The organism is Brevundimonas sp. KH_060, assembly GCF_057838275.1.
On record NZ_CM174463.1, the window covers coordinates 3,337,387 to 3,358,355 of the forward strand.

Consider the following 20,969-nt stretch of genomic DNA (forward strand, 5'->3'; position numbering starts at 1 on the left):
GATCACGGCTGAATTGGGGCTTTTATTTCTCTGTTCTGCGGCGGCGGTAGCTAAAACAGTCCACAACTGGGCCTCCCGCGCCACATGGTGCGGTGCACACTGAAATTCCCTGTCTTTCGGGGCGTTCGCGGCCTAGCCGTTCTCGCCGGGGACGCTAAGGTGCGGCTGTTTTCCCCAGCGGTTTTCCGCCGCGCCGTTCGAGACCTGAGTCATGTCCGCTGCTTCGCGCATCGTTCCCGCCGTTCCCGCTGACCTGGGAGCGCTGGAGGCGGCCTACGCGCGGATTGCGGCGCCGCCGGGCGCGGCGGAGAAGACTCTGCTGGCTCAGGCCTTCGACGACTATTCGGCCGATGAGACGCCCGAGCTGGGCGGCGACGACCTGGCGGTCCTGCTGGCTGGCGCCTGGCGCGGCGCCGAGGCCCGCAAGGCGGGCGAGCCCGCCCGCATCACCGTCGGTCCGCTGGCCGACGCCGCCGGCGTCAACACCGGCTATGACCAGATCCTGATCCTGCAGGACGACGGCCCCTTCCTGGTCGACAGCGTTCTGGGCGAGCTGGCTGAGGCGGGCGTCACCGTCCGCGCCCTGTTCCACCCGATCGTCGAGGTCGAAGCCGGCCGTCGCGACTCCTTGATCATCGTCGTCATCGATCCCCTGCCGCAGGAGCGCCGCGACGCCCTGGGCGAGGGCCTGGCCCAGGCCATGGCCGACGTGCGCGTCGCCGTGCGCGACCACAGCGCCATGGTCCAGACCATGCGCGACGCGGTCCAACGTCTTGAAGCCGCCCCGCCGAAGGGCGTCGACCCCGAAGTGCTGAAGGAGAACCTCGAGTTCCTGCGCTGGGCCAAGAGCGATCACTTCGTCTTCCTGGGCGCGCGCGACTACGACTATCCGCGTGACGCTTCGGGTTCGTATGAGGCCGAAGCGCCCCTGAACCAGTCCAGCGACGGCCTGGGCGTTCTCAGCGATCCCGAGCGCCGCGTCCTGCGCCGCGCCTCCGAGCCCGCCGTCCTGACCGCCGCCATGCAGCGCCAGCTGGACGAGAGCGATCCGGTCACTGTGGCCAAGGCCAATATGCGTTCGCGCGTGCACCGCCGCGCCTACATGGATTACGTCGGGGTCAAGCGTTACGACGCTGACGGCAGGGCGACCGGCGAGACCCGCTTCGTCGGCTTGTTCACCGCCGAAGCCTACGACAAGATGGCCAAGGACGCGCCGCTGATCCGGCGCAAGGTCGCCAATGCGCTGGAACGCGCCGGCAAGACGCCGGGCAGCCACAACTACAAGCGCCTGAAGAACATTCTCGAGAACTATCCCCGCGATGAGCTGTTCCAGATCGGCGAGGACGAGTTGCTGGATACGGCGCTGGGCATCCTGCACCTGTATGATCGGCCGCGTATCCGCCTGTTCACGCGCCGCGACCCGTTCGACCGCTTCGTCTCGGTGCTGTGCTTCATTCCGCGCGAACGCTTTGACGCCGGCCTGCGCCAGCGCATCGGTGGCATCCTGGCCCGGGCCTGGGGCGGTCGCGTCTCGGCCTGGTATCCGCAGCTGACCGACCAGCCGCTGACCCGCGTCCACTACATCATCGGCGTGACGCCGGGCGACCATCCGATCCCGGATCTCAAGGCCCTCGAGGCCGAGGTGGCCGAGGCCGGCCGTAGCTGGATCGACCGTTTCGAAAGCGCTCTGCGCCTCGCCGGCGTGGACGAGGCCGCTGTCGGCCCGACCAGCGCCCGCTGGGCCGAGGGCTTCGGCGTGGCCTTCCGCGCCCGCTATGACGCGGCCGAGGCCGTGGCCGACCTGGAGCAGTTCGACCGCCTGAACGACGGCTCAGCCGCCGACGGCGTCCACGCCGAGCCGGTCGCCGTGCGCGCCTTCCGCACGGCGGACGAGACCAATCTGCAGTTCCGCTTCAAGTTGTACCGCCGCGGTTCGGCCGTGCCGCTGTCGGACGTTCTGCCGATCCTGGCCGACATGGGCCTGAAGACGCTGGAGGAATCCGACCACGTCGTGCGCACGACCGGCCAGGAGCCGATCTATATCCACGACTTCTTGCTGGAAGATCCGCGCGGCGCCGATCTGGTGTTCGCCGACCTCAAGATCCCGTTTGAAGAGGCCTTCAAGGCCGTGTGGAACGGCCGCACCGAGAGCGACGGCTTCAACCGTCTGGTGCTCGAACTGGGCGTCGACTGGCGCGAGGCGGCTCTGATCCGCACCCTAGCCCGCTATCGCCAGCAGACGGGTCTGGACCCGTCGCAGTCGGTGCAGGAAGCCGCCCTGCGCGAATACCCCGACGTGGCGCGCGCCATCCTGTCGCTGTTCAAGGCCAAGTTCGACCCGGCCCACGGCGGTTCGGTCGCCGAGCGTGAAGCGGCCGTGGCCGAGCTGGACGCCAAGATCGAGACCTTGCTGCAGGACGTGAAGAGCCTGGATCATGACCGGGCCCTGCGCCGCATCGCGGCCCTGATCGACGGGATCAAGCGCACCAACTTCTATCAGGCCGACGCCGAGGGCACGCCCAAGGCTCACATCTCGATCAAGATCGCCGGTCAGGAACTGGCCGACCTGCCCCTGCCCAAGCCCTTCCGCGAAATCTTCGTCTGGGCGCCGCACATCGAGGGTTCGCACCTGCGCTTCGGCCCGGTGGCGCGGGGCGGCCTGCGCTGGTCGGACCGCCGCGACGACTTCCGCACCGAGGTTCTGGGTCTGGTGAAGGCTCAGCAGGTCAAGAACTCGGTCATCGTGCCGGTCGGCTCCAAGGGCGGCTTCTATCCCAAGCAACTGCCGGTCGGCGGCACGCGCGAGGAGACGCAGGCCGAAGCCATTCGCGCCTACAAGACCTTCCTGTCGGGCATGCTGGACATCACCGACAACATCACGGGCGAGGCCGCGCCGGTGCGCCCTGCCAATGTCGTGGCCTGGGAAGGCGACGACCCCTATCTGGTCGTGGCCGCCGACAAGGGCACGGCGACCTTCTCGGACATCGCCAACGGCGTGAGCCAATCCTACGGCTTCTGGCTGGACGACGCCTTCGCCTCGGGCGGCTCGGCCGGGTACGACCACAAGGAGATGGGCATCACGGCGCGCGGCGCCTGGGAGGCGGTCAAGCGTCACTTCCGTGAGATCGGCAAGGACATCCAGACCGAGCCCTTCACCGTGGTCGGCGTCGGCGACATGTCGGGCGACGTCTTCGGCAACGGCATGCTGCTGTCGCAGGCGACCAAGGTCGTGGCCGCCTTCGATCACCGCGACATCTTCATCGACCCGAACCCGGACGTGGCGAAGTCGTGGGCTGAGCGCAAGCGCCTGTTCGAGACGCCGCGCACCAGCTGGCAGGATTATGACAAGAGCCTGATTTCGGAAGGCGGCGGCGTCTTCTCGCGCTCGGCCAAGTCGATCGCCCTGACGCCGCAGATCAAGGAACTGCTGGATATCGAGGCCGACACCGTCGACCCGGTCACCCTGATGCAGGCCATCCTCAGGGCGCGCGCCGAGCTGCTCTACTTCGGCGGCATCGGCACCTACATCAAGGGCGCCGGCGAGACGAACCTGCAGGTTGGCGACAAGGCCAACGACGCCATCCGCATCAACGGCGGCGAGATCCGGGCCCAGGTCGTCGGCGAAGGCGCCAACCTGGGCGCGACCCAGGTGGGCCGCATCGAGGCGGCGCGCGCCGGCGTGCGTCTGAATACCGACGCCATCGACAACTCGGCCGGCGTGGACTCCTCGGACCATGAGGTGAACATCAAGATCCTGACCGGCGGCGCCATCGCTTCGGGCCATCTGAAGGCCGAGGACCGCAACGCCCTGCTCAAGTCGATGACCGATGAGGTGGCGGACAAGGTGCTGGCTCACAACTACGACCAGACCCTGGCCCTGACCCTGCAACAGGCCGAGGGCGCCGCCGCGCTGGACGCCCAGCAGGCCTTCATGCAGCACCTGTCCTCGATCGGTAAGCTGAACCGGGCGGTCGAATACCTGCCCGACGACGCCCGCATCGCCGAGATGAAGCTGCAGGGCCAGGCCCTGACCCGGCCGGAGCTGGCGGTGCTGACCGCTTACTCTAAGCTCGAGCTGTTCGACGAAATCGTCGGCTCGGCGGCGCCGGACGACGCCTTCTTCGAACGCCTGCTGCTGGAATACTTCCCGGCGCCGCTGGCCCAGTTCGAAGAGGACATGAAGGGCCACCGTCTGCGTCGCGACATCATCGCCACCGTGCTGTCGAACGAGATCGTCAACATGGCCGGGCCGACCTTCCCCGACCGCCTGCGCGCGGCGGCGGAATGCGACACCGCGGCCATGGTCACGGCCTTCGAGACCGCCCGCCACGTCTTCCGCCTCGACGAGGCCTGGAAGGCGGTGTCGGCCTTGGACCTCAAGATCCCGGCCGAGGCCCAGACGGCTCTCTATCAGGAGATCGCCCTGGTCCTGCGTCGCCAGACCTTCTGGCTGGCGCGCCGCGCGGCTCGCACCGAGACGACGGTCGGCGGCATGATCGCCGCCTATCAGCCCGCCGCCGACGCACTGCGCGCCGCCGGTCCTGAAGTGCTGTCGCGCTATGAGCACGCCCGCTACGAAAGCCGGGTCCAGACCTTCATCGGCCTGGGCGCGCCGGAAGACCTGGCCCGCGACATCGCCATGCTGCGTCCGATGGTGGCCACGGCCGACATCGGCGACCTGTCCGGCGAACTGGGCTGGGACGCTCCGGCCATGGCCCGCGTCTATCACCAGGTCGGCGCCGCCTTCGACTTCGACCGCCTGCGTGTGGCGGCCGGGTCGGTGCCGTCCGGCGATCGTTTCGATCGTCTGGCCGTGCGTCGCCTGATCCAGGATCTGATGACCGAGCAGCAGCAACTGACCCGCGCCGTGGCCAAGGCCTCGGCCCAGGCGGCGGGCGCCGGCGAGGACAGCGCGGAACAGGCGGTCGATGCCTGGATCGGCGCCCGTATGGATCAGGTAGAGGCCCTGCGCGGCTCGGTCGATGAGATCGAGACCTCGGGCTCCGGCTGGACGTTCGCCAAGCTGACCATCGCCAACGGCGAGATCCGCGAGGTGCTGGCTTCGGCTTCCTAAGTGAGGTGACGCCGGGCGAGAGCCCGGCGTCACGCGCTACGTTCGCGACGCGGTCGCTCACTGCTTGAGCGCCTTTTGGGGGCGTTATGCTTGTCGCGCGGCGGCTCGCTTCATGAGCGCATGAGGCGCTTGAAAAGTGAGCGATGGTCGTGAAGTCGCTTTTTAAGGCCCGTCCGTTTCGTCGTTTGGCGAGGCGGGCGGGCCTTGGCGTTTGGGGCGAGGTCGGTTTAGGTGGCCCTTGCTGTTCAGCGAACCGGAGGGCCCATGCCCAGGAAGTTCCTCGTCGTCGTCGACGACACTCCCGAATTGGACGCCGCCCTGGCCTACGCCTCGCGCCGCGCCCGCTCGACCGGGGGCCATGTGGTGCTGTTGCGCGCCCTGGTCGGCGGATCGGATGAGCACTGGTCCGGCGTCCGCGACGAAATCCGTCGTCAGCAACGCGAGGAGGCCGAGGCCCTGCTGGCCCGGCTGGGAGAAAAGGTCGCCGAGACGTCCGGCGCGCCGCCCGTCTATCTGATCGAGGAGGGCGATCCCCAGGCCGCCATCCGCAAGGCGGTCGGCGACGATCCCGACATCAAGATCCTGATCCTGGCGGCCGGCGCCAACGGGCGCGGCCCCGGCCCCCTGGTCTCGACGGTGCTGAAACAGGGCGCCGCCTTCACCGGCCGCAAGCTGCCCGTCACCATCGTCCCCGGCGAACTGACCGAGGCGGAGATTCTGGATCTGGCTTGATTTTTAGAGTCGCTATGCTCGGCCCGCGGGGCCTCGCGGCTTGAGCGACGTGGGCGCGCTCATGCGTAAGGGGGTGACGCGACGAGACGCCTCGCCTTGGGGCCGGACGCCCACTTGAACCGGGGCGCGGCAGGGCGCATCTGGGGTTCATGTTCATCCAGACCGAAGCCACGCCCAATCCCAACGCCCTGAAGTTCCTGCCGGGCCGCGACGTCGCTCCGCAGGCCGTGTTGGAGTACCGCACCATCGACGAGGCGGCCGCCTCGCCCTTGGCCGAGGCCCTGTTCGAACTGGAAGGGGTCGAGGGCGTCTTCTTCGGCGCCGATTACGTCTCGGTCACCCGCGCGGCTCAAGGCCCGGACTGGAGCGAGATGAAGGCGCCGATCCTGTCGGTCATCATGGATCATTTCGTCTCGGGCGCGCCGCTGGTGCGCGAAGGCGAGACGGCGACCGAGGACGCCGGCGAGGACACGGAGATCGTGGCTGAGATCAAGAGCCTGCTCGACAGCCGCATTCGTCCGGCCGTGGCTCAGGACGGCGGCGACATCCTGTTCGATCATTTCGATGAGGAAACGGGCGTCTTGCGTCTGCGGATGCGCGGCGCCTGCGCGGGCTGCCCCTCCTCCTCGGCCACGCTGAAGGCCGGGGTCGAGCAGATGATGCGCCACTACGTCCCCGAAGTGACCAGCGTCGAACAGGTGCTGTAAGCGCCGCCCTGTTTCACATGAAACACTCGTCGGGCGGCGCGCCGTCGGGCATGATGGCGTCATGAGCGGTTCGGACGAGACATCCCAGGCGCGCGCCCTGGGCGAGGCCCTGGCGGCGCTGCGGCGCGAGCGCGGCTTGAGCCAGGCCGAAGCGGGCCAGCGGATCGGCATGACCAGCCAGGGCTGGGGCCTGTATGAGGCGGGCAAGCGCTCCAGCCTGTTCCGTCCGGACGTCCAGCGCCGCCTGACCGGCGCCCTGGACGCCACGCCCGAGGCCTTGGTTCTGCACCTGGAAGGCGATCCGGCTTCACCTGAAGTCCTTGCCGCCAATGGAGTTTCGGCGCGCGGCCGGGCGTTCGAGGGCGCTCCCATCGCGTCGCGTCGGCTGCGGTTGGAGACTGATGAACTGACCCCCTGGGCCTCCGCCGGGACGGTGCTGGAATATGCGCCGGGGCGTTGGCCGCGCCGGGGACAGGGCTGCATTATCCAGATGGACGACGGTGTTCAGAAGGTTCGCCTCTATGATCGCGCTGACGATGCTGAAGTGGTGGTCTTCGGCGCGGGCGGCCTGGATCGGTCGGAGCGGATCGCGCGTTCGAACATCCAGTCGATGTCGGCGGTGACCGGCCGTTTTGATGATGAATGAAACGAAATAGTTGTATTTCGGTGCGAGCTATGAAACTCTCTGGTTGAAATCGGAGGGGTCATGTCGCGTCGCAGTCATCATATCGACCAGGCCGTCGGCCTGCGCATCGCCGCCCGGCGGTCCGCCTTGGGCTGGTCCCAGTCCGTGTTGGGGAGGGAACTGGGCGTCAGCTTCCAGCAGGTTCAGAAATACGAGACCGGGGCCAACCGGGTCTCCGCCTCGCGTCTGCATCAGGCGGCCACCGCCATGGGGTGTTCGGTGGCCGATTTCTTTCCCGCGCGCCCGAGCGTCGAGGGAGACGTCGAACTGGTCCATCCGGTCCTGGCCAGCGCCGAGGGGCGCGGTCTGGCCGAGGCCTTCGCCCGCATTCCCGATGCAGGCGCGCGCCGCGCCCTGACGCGGGTCGCCCAGGCCATGGCGGGCGGCTGATCGGCGCCTGGCGTCGTGGCGGTCGCATCCGAAGCTGTTTCGCATTAGGGACAGAGCCATGAAGGTCATGGTCATCGACACGGCGCTGGGCGCCTGCGCCGTCGGGGTGTTTACGAGTCAGGCGGGCACGGCCCTGCCCCAGGCTTTGGGCGTGCGCGCGGAGGTCATGGCCAAGGGACATCAGGAGCGTCTGGGCGGTCTGGCGCGCGATGCAGCGGCCGAAGCGGGGGGCTTCGACGGGATCGACCGCATCGGCGTGACGGTCGGGCCGGGCTCCTTCACCGGCCTGCGGGTCGGCCTTTCCTTTGCGCTGGGTCTGGGCGCGGCGCTGGACCGGCCGGTGGTCGGAATCTCGACGCTGGATGCTCTGGCCGCGTCTTTGCCGACAGACAATCTGGGCCTGGTCGCCGCCGTGATCGACGCGCGCCGGGGTCAGGTCTATGCGCGCCTGTTCCGCGACGGCGCGCCGCTGGGCGAGGCTGAGGCCCTGCCGCTGGAGACGGCGCGCGACCGTATCTTGGCCGCCGCGGGCGCCGCACGGCCGACCCTGGTCGGCAGCGGGGCGGCGCTTCTGGCCGAGGCCTTCCCTGCACTGGCTGATGCGGACCTGCATCCCCTGCCCGCTCCGACGCCGGAGGCGCTGGCGGCGCTGGCCCTGGCCGCCGATCCGGCGACCTCGCCGCCGCAGCCGCTCTATCTGCGCGCGCCCGACGCCACCCCGCCCAGCCGCCTGCCGGGCCAGCCGCGCCAGCCCGCCGCGTGAGCGCGACGCTGTTCCCGCCGGCCGATCCAGCGCGCCTGGCCGCGATCCACGCCGAGGCCTTCGCGGCGCCGTGGGATGAAGCGGCCCTGTCTGAACTACTGGCCTCGCCGGGCGTGTTCGCCGTGGCCGAGGAGGAGGGTTTCATCCTGATCCGCGTCGTGGTCGATGAGGCGGAGATCCTGACCCTGGCGGTGCGGCCCTCGGCGCGGCGCGCGGGTCTGGGCGGGCGCCTGGTCGAGGCGGCGGTGGTTCGGGCCGCCGCCCTGGGGGCCGAGCGGATGTTCCTGGAGGTGGCCGAGGGCAACGCCGCCGCCCGCGCCCTCTACGCCCGAAGCGGCTTCGTCGAGATGGGGCGCCGTCGCGGCTATTATTCGCACGCGGACGGAAGCCGCGAGGACGCGCTGACGCTTGTCCTGAACTTCTCTCGATAGCTTCCATAAGGCGACGGTACAGCCTATCTTCGCCGCCATGGACCGGATCGAAAAACTCTGCGCCGAACGCGGCATGCGCATGACTGAGCAACGTCGGGTGATCGCCCGCGTCCTGTCGAACGCCGAAGACCACCCCGATGTGGAAGAGCTGTATCGCCGCGCCTCGGCGATCGACCCGCACATCTCCATCGCCACCGTCTATCGCACCGTTCGCCTGTTCGAAGAGGCGGGCGTGGTCGAGAAGCACGACTTCGGCGACGGCCGCAGCCGCTATGAAGAGGCGGGCGACGACCACCACGACCACCTGATCGACACCAAGACGGGCGAGGTCATCGAATTCTTCGACGCCGAGATCGAGCGGCTGAAGGCCGAGATCGCGCGCAAGCTGGGCTATGAGCTGGTCGGTCACAAGCTGGAGCTCTACGGCCACGTCATCCCCGGCGCGGAGCCGGTGGAGCGCGAGGGCCTGATCTACAAGCGCCGCCCGCGCGACGAGACCGAAGACTGACCGCCGTCAGTCTTCACATCGTCTTGCCGTCGTCGATTTCGGCGATCATAAGCCGTGCATGACTGATACGCTCGACACTCCCGCCCCGGCGGACGCTGGCGCATCTGACGCGAGCGCCGCGCCCAAGCGCCTGTTCATCAAGACCTATGGCTGTCAGATGAACGTCTATGACTCGGAGCGCATGGCGGATGTGCTGCGCCCGTTGGGCTATGCCTCGACCGAAACGCCTGAAGACGCCGACTTCGTCATCCTGAACACCTGCCACATTCGCGAGAAGGCGGCGGAAAAGGTCTATTCCGAGCTGGGCAAGCTGCGGGAGATGCGGGATCGGCGCCTGGCGGAGGGGCGGAACGGCATGACGATCGCCGTGGCCGGCTGCGTCGCCCAGGCCGAGGGCGAGGAGATCATGAAGCGCCAGCCGGCGGTCGATCTGGTGGTCGGCCCCCAGGCCTATCATCAGCTGCCGGAACTTCTGACCCGCACGGCGCGGGCGCGCGGCGAGCGCATCGGCGCAGACTTTGCGCCGAACGAGAAGTTCGACGCCCTGCCCGCAACGCGCGGTACGGAAGGAGTCACGGCCTTTCTGACGGTGCAGGAGGGTTGCGACAAGTTCTGCACCTTCTGCGTCGTGCCCTATACGCGCGGCGCTGAGTGGTCGCGGCCGGTGGCGGCGGTGCTGGCCGAGGCCCGGTCCCTGGCCGACCGGGGCGTGCGCGAAGTCACCCTGCTGGGCCAGAACGTCAACGCCTATGACGGCGAAGGGCCGGACGGAAAGCCCTTCACCCTGGCGAAGCTGGCCTATGCGCTGGCCGAGATTCCGGGGCTGGATCGCATCCGCTATACGACCAGCCACCCGAATGACATGTCGGACGAGTTGATCGCCGCGCACGGGGAGCTGGACGCCCTGATGCCCTATCTGCACCTGCCGGTTCAGGCGGGGTCGGACCGCATCCTGCGCCTGATGAACCGCAAGCACGGGCGTCAGAAGTATTTCGATCTGATCGACCGCATCCGCGAGGCGCGGCCTGACATGGCGATGGCGGGCGACTTCATCGTGGGCTTCCCCGGCGAGACGGACCGCGATTTTGAGGACACCATGGATCTGGTGCGGCGGGTCAACTACGCCAGCGCCTTCTCCTTCATGTATTCGCCGCGTCCCGGCACGCCCGCCGCGACCATGGCGGCCCAGGTCCCGGACGCCGTGGCGAAAGAGCGGCTGCACGCCCTTCAGGCCCTGCTGACCGAGCAGCAGACCGCCTTCAACCAGTCGCTGGCCGGGCGCGTCCTGCCGGTGCTGTTCGAGAAAAAGGGCCGCCACGGCGCCCAGGCCGTCGGCCGCTCGCCCTATCTGCAATCGGTCCACGTCGACGACGCGGATCAACTGATCGGCCGGATCGTTCCGGTCGAGATCATCAGCGGCCAGCAGAACAGCCTGAGCGGTCGCCTGATCCAGACGAACTGACGGGTTTCTCTCAACGCATGTGTCGCGAGCGGCCCCACGCTACGTTCCTCAAGCAGTCTCACGCCGTGCGTGAGGCGTTAGGAACACTCAATATCGTCCCTCAAGCAGCCTCGCACCGCGTGCGAGGCGATAGGGACTCTTAAGGAGACTTCATGGCGCGAGAGTCCGAGTTCCTGTCCCTCAGCGATGCGGCGTTGCGCGCCGTCATCGGGCCGAACAGCCGCCACCTGGCCTTGATCGAGGACGCCTTCAAGGTGCTGGTCGAGACGCCGGGCGGCGGGGTGTCGATCAACGGCTCGACGCGTGATCGGGCGCAGGCGCGCCGGGTGATCGAGGCCTTGTCGAACCGGGCCGAGGGGGGCGCCGAGATCACCGAGGCCGACGTGCGCACCGCCCTGGGCGCCGCCGTGACCCAGCCGCGCGCCGAACCCGCGGGCCGCAGCGCCGGTCGCAGCGTGCCGGAGGGCGCGGCCCTGCCGGTCGGCCGCCGCGGCGCCATCGCGCCCAAGACGGCGTCGCAGGCGCGCTATCTGGAAATGCTGGGCCGCTGCGAGCTGACCTTCGGCGTCGGCCCGGCCGGTACGGGCAAGACCTTCCTGGCGGCGGCCTATGGCGCTTCCCTGCTGAAGCGGGGGCAGGTGGACCGGCTGGTCATTACTCGTCCGGCCGTCGAGGCGGGCGAGAAGCTGGGCTTCTTGCCGGGCGATCTGAACGAGAAGGTCGACCCCTATCTGGCCCCGATCTGGGAGTCGCTGAACGACATCCTGGGCGTCGACGACGTGCGCCGTCGTCGTGAGAAGGGCGAGATCGAAGCCGCCCCCATCGCCTTCATGCGCGGCCGCACCCTGAGCCACGCCTTCATCATCGTCGATGAGGCGCAGAACACCTCGCGGATGCAGATGAAGATGGTGCTGACCCGCCTGGGCGAGGGCGCGCGCATGGTGGTGACGGGCGACCCGTCGCAGGTCGACCTGCTGAACCCGCGCGATTCCGGTCTGGCCCACGCCCTGCGGATTCTCAAGGACGTCGAGGGCGTCGGCGTGCAGCAGTTCAAGTCCGAAGACGTGGTGCGCCACGCCATGGTCGAGCGCATCGTGCGGGCCTATGACTCCGATGCGGCGCGCAGCCGCCCCTTCCCCGACCTTGAGGACGACGCCTGATGATCGAGGTCGAAATCGAGAGCGAGGCCTGGACCGTGGCTCTGCCCGAGGCGGCGACGGTCGCCGAGCGCGCGGCCCGCGCGGCCCTGGGAACAGTCGAGGGCGATGTGGTGGTGCTGCTGGCCGACGACGCCGCGGTGCAGGATTTGAACAAACGTTTCCGCGACAAGGACCGGCCGACGAACGTGCTGTCCTTCCCGGCTGCGGAAAGCGCCTTTCCGCATCTGGGGGACGTGGTGCTGGGCTATGCCTATTGCGCGGCGGAGGCCGAGGCGCAGGGCAAGAGCCTGTCGGACCATCTGAGCCATCTGGTCATCCACGGCGTGCTGCACCTGCTGGGCCGCGATCACGAGGACGACGCCGAAGCCGACGAGATGGAGGCCGAAGAGCGCGAGATTCTGGCCGAGCTGGGCGTCGCTGACCCCTATGCCGCCGAGAATGGTGCGATCGAGCATGAGGGCGCCGCGTGAGCGGGGCGATCGCCGCCCGGTTCGCGGGTTTGCTGAACAATCGCTGGAGCCGCATCGCCCTGGCGCTGCTGGCCGGGGCGGGCGCCGCCCTGGCGCATCCGCCGTTCGGTTTCCTGCCGGGCCTGCTGGGCTACCCGCTGTTGCTGCTGTTGGCGGATCGGGCCAGCGGCATGAAGGGCGGCTTCTGGGTCGGTTGGCTGGCGGGGTTCGCCTATTTCTTCATCGGCTGCTGGTGGGTGGCCGAGGCTTTCCTGGTCAATCCGGCCCAGGCCTGGATGGCGCCCTTCGCCGCCAGCCTGCTGCCGGCGGGCATGGGGCTGTTCTGGGGGCTGGCGACGCTGGCCTATCGTCGCTTCAGTCCTGGCGGGATGCGGCGTGTCCTGCTGTTCGCCGCCCTGTTCGCCCTGCTGGAATGGACGCGCGGTCATGTGCTGACGGGCTTTCCGTGGAATCCGGCGGGCGCGGGCTGGGCGGCGGGATCGGCCATGTCGCAGTTCGCCTCGATCGGCGGAGTCTATGGGCTGGGCCTGATCACGGTGGCGGCGGTCAGCGCCTTTGCGCCCTTGGCTGACGCCGGGCCGCGACGGCCGCGCCTAATCGCGGCGGGGCTGGGCGTGTTGACCCTGGCCGGCCTGTTCGCCTTCGGCGCCGTGCGTCTGTCATCGGCGCGGGTGGTGGAGACGCCGACCCTGGTGCGCCTGGTCCAGGCCGATATCGCCCAGGACTACAAGTGGAGCCCCGAGGCCTATCACGCCATTCTGGGCCGCTATCTGGAGCTGACCGCCCAGCCCGCCGCCGCCCTGCCCGACGTGGTGATCTGGCCCGAGGGCGCCCTGCCGACCACGGCCAACGACCTGTTCGCCTCGCCGGACGCCCAGGCGGTGGCGGCGGCCTTGCAGACGGGTCAGACTCTGCTGGCGGGCCTGAGCCGGGGCGAGCCCGATCCCAGCGCCGAGACCGGGGCTCGCTATTACAACAGCCTGTTCGCCCTGCATGACGAAGGGGTGGCGGGTCTGCGCATCGGGCCGATCTACGACAAGCACCGGCTGGTGCCGTTCGGCGAATACCTGCCGATGGGCGAGCTGATGAGCAAGATCGGGGTGCGCAGCTTGGTGCACGTGCCGGCCGACTTTAGCGCCGGTCCGCCGCCCGCGCCGATCAGCCTGGTCAACGCGCCGCCGGTGCAGCCGCTGATCTGTTACGAGAGCCTCTATCCGGGCTTCACGCCCGCGGCGGCGGCGACGCGTCCGGCTTGGATCGTCAACGTCTCCAACGACGCCTGGTTCGGCAAGACCTCGGGGCCGCGCCAGCATCTGAACCTGGCCTCCTATCGCGCGCTGGAGACCGGTCTGCCGGTGGCGCGGGCCACGCCGACGGGCGTTTCGGCCATGATCGATCCGTGGGGCCGCATCGTCGAGGGCAAGCGGCTGGACCCCGGTCAGGCCGGGATCATCGACGTGCGCCTGCCGCAGGCCGCGTCGCCGACGCTCTATGGTCGCTGGGGCGATATGGGGTTCGCCGTCTTGCTGATTATAATGCTGGCTGCGGGCCGTCGCCGCGCCGGAAACAGGCGGCTGACGCGTTAACCCTATCGAGAGGGGCGGCGCCCCTGTGACGCGAAAACGCATGACAGAAGCCGAGGGCGGCGGCATGTCGAAAAGAAAAACAGGGAAGAGGGCAGGACATGGTCAGGGGTTCCGGGACTGATGGTCCCCATCTGGTGGATCGGCATGTGGGGCGGCGCGTCTGCGAGAAGCGCATCGCCCTAGGCTACAATCAGACCGATCTGGGCCAGGCGCTGGGGGTGACCTTTCAGCAGGTGCAGAAGTATGAGAAGGGCGCCAACCGGATTTCGGCGTCCAAACTGTGGGACATCGCCCGCTTCTTTCGCGTCGACATCGGCTACTTCTTCGATGGGCTGACCGGCGCGGTGCAGCCGGGTATGGCCGAGGGCGACGCCGAGCCTTTCGTGCATGACTTTCCCGCCACCCGACAAACCATAGAGATCGGCCGTCTGGCGCCGCGCCTGTCGTCGCGCCAACAGAAGCTGGTGGTCGATCTGATGCGCGAGTTGGTCGATGAGGGCGCCGATAACGACGGCTGAGGGCGCCGCGATCTAACGGACAAAGAAAAAGGCGCGGAGCGATCCGCGCCTTTTCCTGTCTTGGAGGCCGCTCGAGATCAGGCGTTCAGCGCCGTCTCCGAGGCGATGATGCGGCTGGCGGCGTGGACCACGGCGCCGATGCGCAGGGCGGCCTGAATCTGGACGTTCGGCACGGCGTGCTTGCGCAGTTCACCCTCGTGGGCGTCCAGGCAGGCGCCGCAGCCGTTGATGGCCGAGACAGCGGTCGACCACAGCTCGAAGTCCAGCTTGTCGACGCCCGGATTGGCGATGATGTTCATCCGCAGCTTGGCCGGCAGCGTCGTGTACTCCTGGTTCTTCATCAGGTGCAGCGAACGATAGTAGATGTTGTTCATGCCCATGATGGCGGCGGCGGCCTTGGCGGCGTTCATCGCTTCAGGTGACAGGACCGTTGCGGCCTGGGCCTCGATCAGTTTGACCACGGGGCCGACGCCGATGGCGTGAGCCGAGGCCAGGAAGCTGCCCCACTTCTGCTGGTCGTTCAGAACGGTCTCATTGGCCAGCGAGGACAGGTTCAGCGAGATGTCCTTGCCATAGGCCGGGATCAGGTCACGCAGGGCGTCGATGGACATTTTCGTGTTCCTTTCAGGAAGCGGCTATCGCTCACGACGCGATCGCTCACGACTTGAGCCGCATGGTTTGGATGAGCGCTCAAGCCGTGAGGCTCCGTGAGCCGAGCATAGCGCCCCCAACAGTGAAGCAGGCATGAAAAAGGCGGCGACAGTCGCCCGCCGCCGCCTCTTTCGAGGGGCGGCCCGGACCCTACTCACGCGGTCCGGGCCTGGTCGTTGCGACCTTTGGGCCAGTACTTACGCGGCCAGGGTGTCGCCGCCGACCGGGCGGTTGCAGGCGCACAGCTCGTCGGTCTGCAGAGCGTCGACGACGCGCAGGGTGTCTTCCGGCGAACGGCCGACGTTCAGATTGGTGACGTAGACGTGCTGGATGACGTTGTGCGGATCGACGACGAAGGTCGCGCGCAGGGCCACGCCTTCTTCTTCGTCCAGCACGCCCAGGGCGCGGGCCAGCTTGCCGCCGTTGTCGGCGAACTGCCAGATCGGCAGCTTGCTCAGGTCGGCGTGGTCACGACGCCAGGCCAGCTTGGTGAACTCGTTGTCGGTCGAACCGCCCAGAACCACGGTGTCGCGGTCCTCGAAGTCCTTGCCCAGCTTGGCGAAGGCGGCGATTTCGGTCGGGCAGACGAAGGTGAAGTCCTTCGGGTAGAAGAAGATGACCTTCCACTTGCCCTCGAAGCTGTCTTGCGTGACGGCTTCGAACGCCGAGACGCCGTTCTCTTCGTGAGCATTGAAGCCCGGCTTGACGCCGATAATTTTGAAATCAGGCAGTTTTTGACCGACGCCGAGCATCGCGCTTCTCCTAGATGCAGAAAAAAGGACCGCCGGACCGCGGGGAGTGCGATCCGTCGAGGCCATGAGATGGGCCCTGGCGAAGCTTAAGTCAAATCGATCATTTTGCTTGATGGAATAGATTTATATTATGGTCGAACGCGGGAAGTGATATAAGTCGGCTCGATTGGTTTGGGTCTGATGATAGGCATCTCCTATATCGGTTCTGGCCGCCTAGTCGTGTGAAGTCATGTCCGTCCTGCCTACCCTGCGTCAGCTGCAATATCTGAAGCTCCTGGCCGAGCATGGCTCGTTCAGCCGCGCCGCCGAGGCCGCCCACGTCAGCCAGCCCGCCCTCTCGTCGGGGGTGCAGGAACTGGAGCGGGTGCTGGGCGCGGCGGTGGTGGAGCGCACGCGCGGGGCGGTGATCCTGACGGCCGTGGGCGCCGAAGCGGTGCGCCGGGCCGAAGATGTGCTGGCTCGCGCCGAGGATCTGGTCGAGGCGGCCCAGAATGCGGGCAAGCCTCTGTCGGGTCGGTTTCGTCTGGGCGTCATTCCGACGGTTGCGCCCTTCCTGTTGCCGCGCGCCCTGCCGGGACTGAAGACGCTTTATCCGGGCCTGCGCCTGTTCCTGCGCGAAGACCTGACGCCGCGCCTGATCGCCGGGCTCAAGGCGGGCCAGCTGGACGCCGCCGTCATCGCCCTGCCCTATGAGGCCTCGGGCATCGACCATGCCCGCATCGGCGATGATGAGATCATGGCCGCCGCTCCGGTGGGGCACCCGCTGGCGGGCGCGGGGCCAATTCCCGACGGCATGTTGAAGGCGGAAGATCTGATCCTGCTGGAGGACGGCCATTGTCTGCGCGATCAGGCGCTGGCGGCCGTCAACATCGAGGCGCCGCGCGGCGAGGACGTCTTCGCCGCCACCTCCCTGCACACCCTGGTGCAGATGGTGTCCTCGGGGCTGGGGGTCAGCTTCCTGCCGCAGATGGCGGTTCAGGCGGGTCTGGCCGACAATCCCGGCGTGGTGATCCGCCCGATCTCGGTCGATGCGCCGCACCGCGAGATCGTCGTCGCCTGGCGTGCAGGCTCCAGCCGCGCCGCCGAGGCCCGCCTGCTGGCCGAGGCGCTGAAGCTGGACTGAGCCGCGTCAGCCGAACAGGCGGCTGTCCCACCAGACGGGAGTCTCCAAGCCCGGCTTGATGCGGGCGAAGTCGGGATGGGCGGTGTTGAAGACGAAGTTGCGCTCCATCCGGGCCACGACCGAGGGCGTGATCAGCAGGGCCGAGCGGCCTTCTGCGTGCCAGGCGCGGCCGAAGGCGCGGGCGGCCGCCCCGCCCGGCTCGGCCCAGCCGGGCACTAGGTCCGGGTTGACCACTTCATAGGAGACGCCCGCCGGGATGTGGATCTCCACATGGTGCTGGCCCAGCGGCAGTTCGCCGCCGAAGTGGACCAGCTTTTCCAGCATGGCCGTGGAATAGTGCTCGGCGGCGTAGATCACCCTCTGGCCCGCCTCGTGCCAGCGGCCTGAGGCCCGGCGCGAGCCGCCGTCGCTCCAGATGGGATATTCGCCGCGCGGATCGCCGATGCGGAATCCCTTGAGCGCGTCGTCCAGCCGACGGTGCATCCCGGACCTAGACCGCGAAGCCGGCGTCAGCGCGGCGCACCAGGTTGATCACAGCGTCGGCTCCCGCCGAGCTGGACTGGGCCATGGCCAGGGGAGTGCGGCCGTTCAGCAGTTGATGCGGGCGGTTCAGGAAGCGGACCACGGCGGCGCTGTCGCCGCGGTAGGCGCGGCCCACGGCGTCGACCACACGGCCGACCTCGTACAGGCGCTCGCTCATCTCGCGCGACAGGGGCTTGCGGCTGGTGCGGGCGCGCCGCAGCGTCGCCTCGGGGATGATCTGGCCGACCACGCGCGGCATGCCGATGACCTGGCCCAGGGCGGCGGCGGCGGCGGGCTTCAGCCCTTGCGACACCCGCTCGGCCAGGGCCACGTCGTCCATCGTCTCATTGTCGTTCAGGCCCAGCAGCTTGCCGATCCGCGCGGCGTCGCTGGCCGGCAGGGTCTCGGGCGAGGCGTAGAGGTCGAGGGCGGTCATGGCGGCGGCTTTCGTCATCTGACGTCAATATGGGCGTCAAACGGCGATGCGGCAAGGGATGAGCGGAATGTGTAGACTGGCGTCCAAGAAAAAAGGCCGGCGGATCGCTCCGCCGGCCTTCATTCTGGTTGGTCTAACGCGCTTTCGCGCTGCTTGAGACCTCTTACTTCTCGTCGCCGCGCGCCAGGTTGCGCAGGACGTAGGGCATGACGCCGCCAGCCTTGAAGTAGTCCAGCTCCGTCTGGTTATCGATGCGGCAGCGGACCGGGAAGCGGGCCATCTTGCCGTCCGACGGACGGAACATCTCGACCCACAGATCCTGGCGGGGCTTCAGCTTGCCGACGTTGGCGTCGGTCAGGCCGCGGATCGTGACGATCTCTTCGCCGGTCAGGCCCAGCTTCTGCCAGCCGTCTTCCTTGAACTGCAGCGGGACGACGCCCATGCCGACCAGGTTCGAGCGGTGGATGCGCTCATAGCTTTCGGCGATGACGGCGCGGACGCCCAGCAGGCGGGTGCCCTTGGCCGCCCAGTCGCGCGACGAGCCGGTGCCGTATTCCTTGCCGGCGAAGACGACCAGCGGACGGCCTTCGGCCTGGTAGCGCATGGCCGCGTCGTAGATCGACATCGTGTCTTCCGAGGGGAAGTGCTTGGTGACGCCGCCCTCGATGTCCGGGGTGATCTTGTTGCGGATGCGGATGTTGGCGAAGGTGCCGCGCATCATGACTTCGTGGTTGCCGCGGCGGGCGCCGTAGCTGTTGAAGTCCAGGGCGTCGACGCCGTGGTTGGTCAGGTACTGACCGGCGGGCGAAGCTTTCTTGATCGAACCGGCCGGCGAGATGTGGTCGGTGGTGATCGAGTCGCCGAAGATGCCCAGCACGCGCGCTTCGACGATGTCCGTGACCGGAGCGGGCTCCATGGTCAGGCCCTCGAAGTAGGGCGGGTTCTGGACGTAGGTCGAGGTGTCTTCCCACTCATAGGTCTGACCGCCGGTGACGGCGATCGCCTGCCAGTGCTCGTCGCCCTTGAAGACGTCGGCGTAGCGCTTGGCGAACATCTTGGGCGTGACCGACTTCTTCTGGATGGCGGCGATCTCTTCCGAGGTCGGCCACACGTCCTTCAGGAAGACGTCATTGCCCTTCTTGTCCTTGCCGATCGGCTCCTTGGTGATGTCGATGCGCATCGAACCGGCCAGGGCGTAGGCGACGACCAGCGGCGGCGAGGCCAGGTAGTTGGCCTGGACGTCCGGGTTCACCCGGCCTTCGAAGTTGCGGTTGCCCGACAGGACCGAGGTGGCGACCAGGCCGTTGTCGTTGATGGCCTTGGACACGGCCGGATCCAGCGGACCCGAGTTGCCGATGCAGGTGGTGCAGCCATAGCCGACCAGGTTGAAGCCCAGGGCGTCCAGGTCCTTCTGCAGACCGGCGTCTGTCAGATAGTCGGTGACGACCTGCGAACCGGGGGCCAGCGAGGTCTTGACCCAGGGCTTGGGCTTCAGGCCGAGCGCATGGGCCTTGCGCGCCACCAGACCGGCGGCGATCAGGACCGAGGGGTTGGAGGTGTTGGTGCACGAAGTGATGGCGGCGATCACCACATCGCCGTCGCCGATGTCGAAGCTCTCGCCTTCGACGGCGGCGCGCGGGGCGTCGGCCGGACGGGCGAAGACGCCGGTCAGGGCTTCTTCGAACGACGGCGCGGCGACGGTCAGTTCAACACGGTCCTGCGGACGCTTCGGACCGGCCAGCGACGGCACGACCGTCGAGATGTCCAGCTCCAGCACGTCGGTGAAGATCGGGTCTTCCGAGGTCTCGTCGATCCACAGGCCTTGGGCCTTGGCGTAGGCCTCGACCAGGGCGACGCGCGCCTTCTCGCGGCCGGTGGCCGTCAGGTAGTCGATGGTGGCCTGCGAGACGGGGAAGAAGCCGCAGGTGGCGCCGTATTCCGGGGCCATGTTGGCGATGGTGGCCTGGTCTTCGATGGTCATGCCGGCGATGGCGGGACCGAAGAATTCCACGAACTTGCCGACCACGCCCTTCTTGCGCAGCATCTGGGTGACGGTCAGCACCAGGTCGGTGGCCGTCGCGCCTTCCGGCAGCTTGCCGGTCAGCTTGAAGCCGATGACTTCGGGGATCAGCATGGGGATCGGCTGGCCCAGCATGGCGGCCTCGGCCTCGATGCCGCCGACGCCCCAGCCCAGGACGGCCAGGCCGTTGATCATGGTGGTGTGGCTGTCGGTGCCGACGACGGTGTCGGGATAGGCGACGGTCTTCTTGCCTTCGTCCAGAGTCCAGACGGTCTGGGCCAGGTTCTCCAGGTTCACCTGGTGGCAGATGCCGGTGCCGGGCGGCACGACGCGGAAGTTGTTGAAGGCCGACGAGCCCCAGCGCAGGAAGTTGTAGCGCTCGATGTTGCGCTCATACTCGCGCTCGACGTTCTGACCGAAGGCCTGGGCGTTGCCGAAGTGGTCGACCATGACCGAGTGGTCGATGACCAGGTCGACCGGGACCAGCGGGTTGATCTTCTTGGCGTCGGCGCCGAGCTTGTCCATCGCATCGCGCATGGCGGCCAGGTCGACGACCGCCGGAACGCCGGTGAAGTCCTGCATCAGCACGCGGGCCGGACGGAAGGCGATCTCGTGCTCGACGGCGCCCTTGTTCTCGATCCAGGCGGCGACGGCCTTCAGGTCGGCTTCCGTAACGGAGACGCCGTCTTCGTTGCGCAGCAGGTTCTCCAGCAGCACCTTCATCGAGCGCGGCAGGCGGGAAATCCCGGCCAGACCGGCTTCCTCGGCGGCGGGAAGGCTGTAATAGGCGTATTTCTTGCGCCCGACCGCGAGGTCCTGGCGGGTCTTGAGGCTGTCAATCGACGGCATGGAGAGTAGTCCTCTGACAAACGCCGCCCGACAATTCGGTTGCGCCTTCGCGCGCTGGACGTCGGGGCGCACAGGTCCCCGGCGCGCGCGGCGAAAGCCTGCTGCGGCGCCTGCGCATATAGTCCCGCGC

The 20,969-nt window shown here is 68.0% G+C and carries 19 protein-coding genes; 14 read left to right on the forward strand and 5 right to left on the reverse strand.

The window, feature by feature from the left end; genetic code table 11:
* Positions 1-211: 211 nt before the first annotated feature.
* The 13 genes from AC3IPP_RS16540 to AC3IPP_RS16600 all read left to right on the forward strand — a co-directional run bounded on the left by AC3IPP_RS16540 (position 212) and on the right by AC3IPP_RS16600 (position 14,486).
* Complete coding sequence (locus AC3IPP_RS16540) at positions 212-5,074, forward strand: NAD-glutamate dehydrogenase (RefSeq protein ID WP_489149739.1); 4,863 nt, start codon at positions 212-214, stop codon at positions 5,072-5,074.
* 264 nt (positions 5,075-5,338) lie between these two features.
* Complete coding sequence (locus tag AC3IPP_RS16545; RefSeq protein WP_489149740.1) at positions 5,339-5,806, forward strand: universal stress protein; 468 nt, start codon at positions 5,339-5,341, stop codon at positions 5,804-5,806.
* 149 nt (positions 5,807-5,955) lie between these two features.
* The gene (locus tag AC3IPP_RS16550; protein WP_087140122.1) at positions 5,956-6,513 is read left to right on the forward strand and encodes a NifU family protein; all 558 of its coding nucleotides are present in this window, start codon (positions 5,956-5,958) and stop codon (positions 6,511-6,513) included.
* 61 nt (positions 6,514-6,574) lie between these two features.
* Positions 6,575-7,159: a helix-turn-helix domain-containing protein gene (locus AC3IPP_RS16555; protein WP_489149741.1), complete on the forward strand. Its 585-nt coding sequence runs from the start codon at positions 6,575-6,577 to the stop codon at positions 7,157-7,159.
* Positions 7,160-7,219: 60 nt separating this feature from the next.
* The gene (locus AC3IPP_RS16560) at positions 7,220-7,588 is read left to right on the forward strand and encodes a helix-turn-helix domain-containing protein (RefSeq protein WP_489149742.1); all 369 of its coding nucleotides are present in this window, start codon (positions 7,220-7,222) and stop codon (positions 7,586-7,588) included.
* Between the two features lie 58 nt (positions 7,589-7,646).
* Positions 7,647-8,351 (forward strand): tRNA (adenosine(37)-N6)-threonylcarbamoyltransferase complex dimerization subunit type 1 TsaB, encoded by a 705-nt coding sequence (gene tsaB / locus AC3IPP_RS16565; RefSeq protein WP_489149743.1) that lies wholly within the window; start codon positions 7,647-7,649, stop codon positions 8,349-8,351.
* Positions 8,348-8,782, forward strand: coding sequence for a ribosomal protein S18-alanine N-acetyltransferase (gene rimI / locus AC3IPP_RS16570; RefSeq protein ID WP_489149744.1), 435 nt, complete (start codon positions 8,348-8,350; stop codon positions 8,780-8,782). Before tsaB ends, rimI begins: the two co-directional genes overlap by 4 nt.
* A 37-nt stretch (positions 8,783-8,819) precedes the next feature.
* Complete coding sequence (locus tag AC3IPP_RS16575; RefSeq protein ID WP_003166535.1) at positions 8,820-9,290, forward strand: Fur family transcriptional regulator; 471 nt, start codon at positions 8,820-8,822, stop codon at positions 9,288-9,290.
* Positions 9,291-9,447: 157 nt separating this feature from the next.
* On the forward strand, positions 9,448-10,752 hold the full coding sequence (gene miaB, locus AC3IPP_RS16580) for a tRNA (N6-isopentenyl adenosine(37)-C2)-methylthiotransferase MiaB (protein WP_489177468.1): 1,305 nt from the start codon (positions 9,448-9,450) through the stop codon (positions 10,750-10,752).
* 152 nt (positions 10,753-10,904) lie between these two features.
* A complete protein-coding gene (locus AC3IPP_RS16585; RefSeq protein WP_489149746.1) occupies positions 10,905-11,912 on the forward strand; it encodes a PhoH family protein in 1,008 nt (335 codons plus the stop codon).
* Positions 11,912-12,382: an rRNA maturation RNase YbeY gene (gene ybeY / locus AC3IPP_RS16590; RefSeq protein WP_489149747.1), complete on the forward strand. Its 471-nt coding sequence runs from the start codon at positions 11,912-11,914 to the stop codon at positions 12,380-12,382. Before AC3IPP_RS16585 ends, ybeY begins: the two co-directional genes overlap by 1 nt.
* Positions 12,379-13,968, forward strand: a complete 1,590-nt coding sequence (gene lnt, locus AC3IPP_RS16595) for an apolipoprotein N-acyltransferase (RefSeq protein WP_489149748.1) — start codon at positions 12,379-12,381, stop codon at positions 13,966-13,968. The genes ybeY and lnt overlap by 4 nt, the downstream gene beginning before the upstream one ends.
* A 98-nt stretch (positions 13,969-14,066) precedes the next feature.
* Positions 14,067-14,486 carry a helix-turn-helix domain-containing protein gene (locus AC3IPP_RS16600; RefSeq protein WP_087140105.1) on the forward strand — a complete coding sequence of 140 codons (420 nt, stop codon included), beginning with the start codon at positions 14,067-14,069 and terminating at the stop codon, positions 14,484-14,486.
* 77 nt (positions 14,487-14,563) lie between these two features.
* Here the strand turns inward: AC3IPP_RS16600 and ahpD are convergent, their stop codons facing one another.
* Complete coding sequence (gene ahpD / locus AC3IPP_RS16605; protein ID WP_087140103.1) at positions 14,564-15,097, reverse strand: alkylhydroperoxidase, AhpD family; 534 nt, start codon at positions 15,095-15,097, stop codon at positions 14,564-14,566.
* Positions 15,098-15,334: 237 nt separating this feature from the next.
* The gene (locus tag AC3IPP_RS16610) at positions 15,335-15,889 is read right to left on the reverse strand and encodes a peroxiredoxin (RefSeq protein ID WP_087140101.1); all 555 of its coding nucleotides are present in this window, start codon (positions 15,887-15,889) and stop codon (positions 15,335-15,337) included.
* Positions 15,890-16,118: 229 nt separating this feature from the next.
* Here AC3IPP_RS16610 and AC3IPP_RS16615 point away from each other — a divergent pair, with 229 nt between their 5' ends.
* Complete coding sequence (locus tag AC3IPP_RS16615) at positions 16,119-17,012, forward strand: hydrogen peroxide-inducible genes activator (RefSeq protein ID WP_087140099.1); 894 nt, start codon at positions 16,119-16,121, stop codon at positions 17,010-17,012.
* Between the two features lie 6 nt (positions 17,013-17,018).
* On the opposite strand, the gene AC3IPP_RS16620 is transcribed toward AC3IPP_RS16615, so the two are convergent.
* The 3 genes from AC3IPP_RS16620 to acnA form a co-directional block, all read right to left on the reverse strand.
* Entirely contained in the window at positions 17,019-17,495 is a 477-nt protein-coding gene (locus AC3IPP_RS16620) for an RES family NAD+ phosphorylase (RefSeq protein WP_125900741.1), read from the reverse strand.
* A gap of 7 nt (positions 17,496-17,502) precedes the next feature.
* Positions 17,503-17,988 (reverse strand): antitoxin Xre/MbcA/ParS toxin-binding domain-containing protein, encoded by a 486-nt coding sequence (locus tag AC3IPP_RS16625; RefSeq protein ID WP_087140095.1) that lies wholly within the window; start codon positions 17,986-17,988, stop codon positions 17,503-17,505.
* A 145-nt stretch (positions 17,989-18,133) separates the two neighbouring features.
* Positions 18,134-20,839, reverse strand: a complete 2,706-nt coding sequence (gene acnA / locus AC3IPP_RS16630; RefSeq protein WP_489149749.1) for an aconitate hydratase AcnA — start codon at positions 20,837-20,839, stop codon at positions 18,134-18,136.
* Between the last annotated feature and the right edge of the window lie 130 nt (positions 20,840-20,969).

Coding starts and splice junctions, on each gene's coding strand:
- AC3IPP_RS16545 (WP_489149740.1), top strand. CDS start 5,339: ATGCCCAGGAAGTTCCTCGTCGTCGTCGACGACACTCCCGAATTGGAC.
- AC3IPP_RS16600 (WP_087140105.1), top strand. CDS start 14,067: ATGGTCAGGGGTTCCGGGACTGATGGTCCCCATCTGGTGGATCGGCAT.
- AC3IPP_RS16555 (WP_489149741.1), top strand. CDS start 6,575: ATGAGCGGTTCGGACGAGACATCCCAGGCGCGCGCCCTGGGCGAGGCC.
- AC3IPP_RS16625 (WP_087140095.1), bottom strand. CDS start 17,988: ATGACGAAAGCCGCCGCCATGACCGCCCTCGACCTCTACGCCTCGCCC.
- AC3IPP_RS16560 (WP_489149742.1), top strand. CDS start 7,220: ATGTCGCGTCGCAGTCATCATATCGACCAGGCCGTCGGCCTGCGCATC.
- acnA (WP_489149749.1), bottom strand. CDS start 20,839: ATGCCGTCGATTGACAGCCTCAAGACCCGCCAGGACCTCGCGGTCGGG.
- ybeY (WP_489149747.1), top strand. CDS start 11,912: ATGATCGAGGTCGAAATCGAGAGCGAGGCCTGGACCGTGGCTCTGCCC.
- AC3IPP_RS16615 (WP_087140099.1), top strand. CDS start 16,119: ATGTCCGTCCTGCCTACCCTGCGTCAGCTGCAATATCTGAAGCTCCTG.
- AC3IPP_RS16620 (WP_125900741.1), bottom strand. CDS start 17,495: ATGCACCGTCGGCTGGACGACGCGCTCAAGGGATTCCGCATCGGCGAT.
- AC3IPP_RS16540 (WP_489149739.1), top strand. CDS start 212: ATGTCCGCTGCTTCGCGCATCGTTCCCGCCGTTCCCGCTGACCTGGGA.
- AC3IPP_RS16550 (WP_087140122.1), top strand. CDS start 5,956: ATGTTCATCCAGACCGAAGCCACGCCCAATCCCAACGCCCTGAAGTTC.
- AC3IPP_RS16575 (WP_003166535.1), top strand. CDS start 8,820: ATGGACCGGATCGAAAAACTCTGCGCCGAACGCGGCATGCGCATGACT.
- miaB (WP_489177468.1), top strand. CDS start 9,448: ATGAACGTCTATGACTCGGAGCGCATGGCGGATGTGCTGCGCCCGTTG.
- AC3IPP_RS16610 (WP_087140101.1), bottom strand. CDS start 15,889: ATGCTCGGCGTCGGTCAAAAACTGCCTGATTTCAAAATTATCGGCGTC.
- tsaB (WP_489149743.1), top strand. CDS start 7,647: ATGAAGGTCATGGTCATCGACACGGCGCTGGGCGCCTGCGCCGTCGGG.
- AC3IPP_RS16585 (WP_489149746.1), top strand. CDS start 10,905: ATGGCGCGAGAGTCCGAGTTCCTGTCCCTCAGCGATGCGGCGTTGCGC.
- ahpD (WP_087140103.1), bottom strand. CDS start 15,097: ATGTCCATCGACGCCCTGCGTGACCTGATCCCGGCCTATGGCAAGGAC.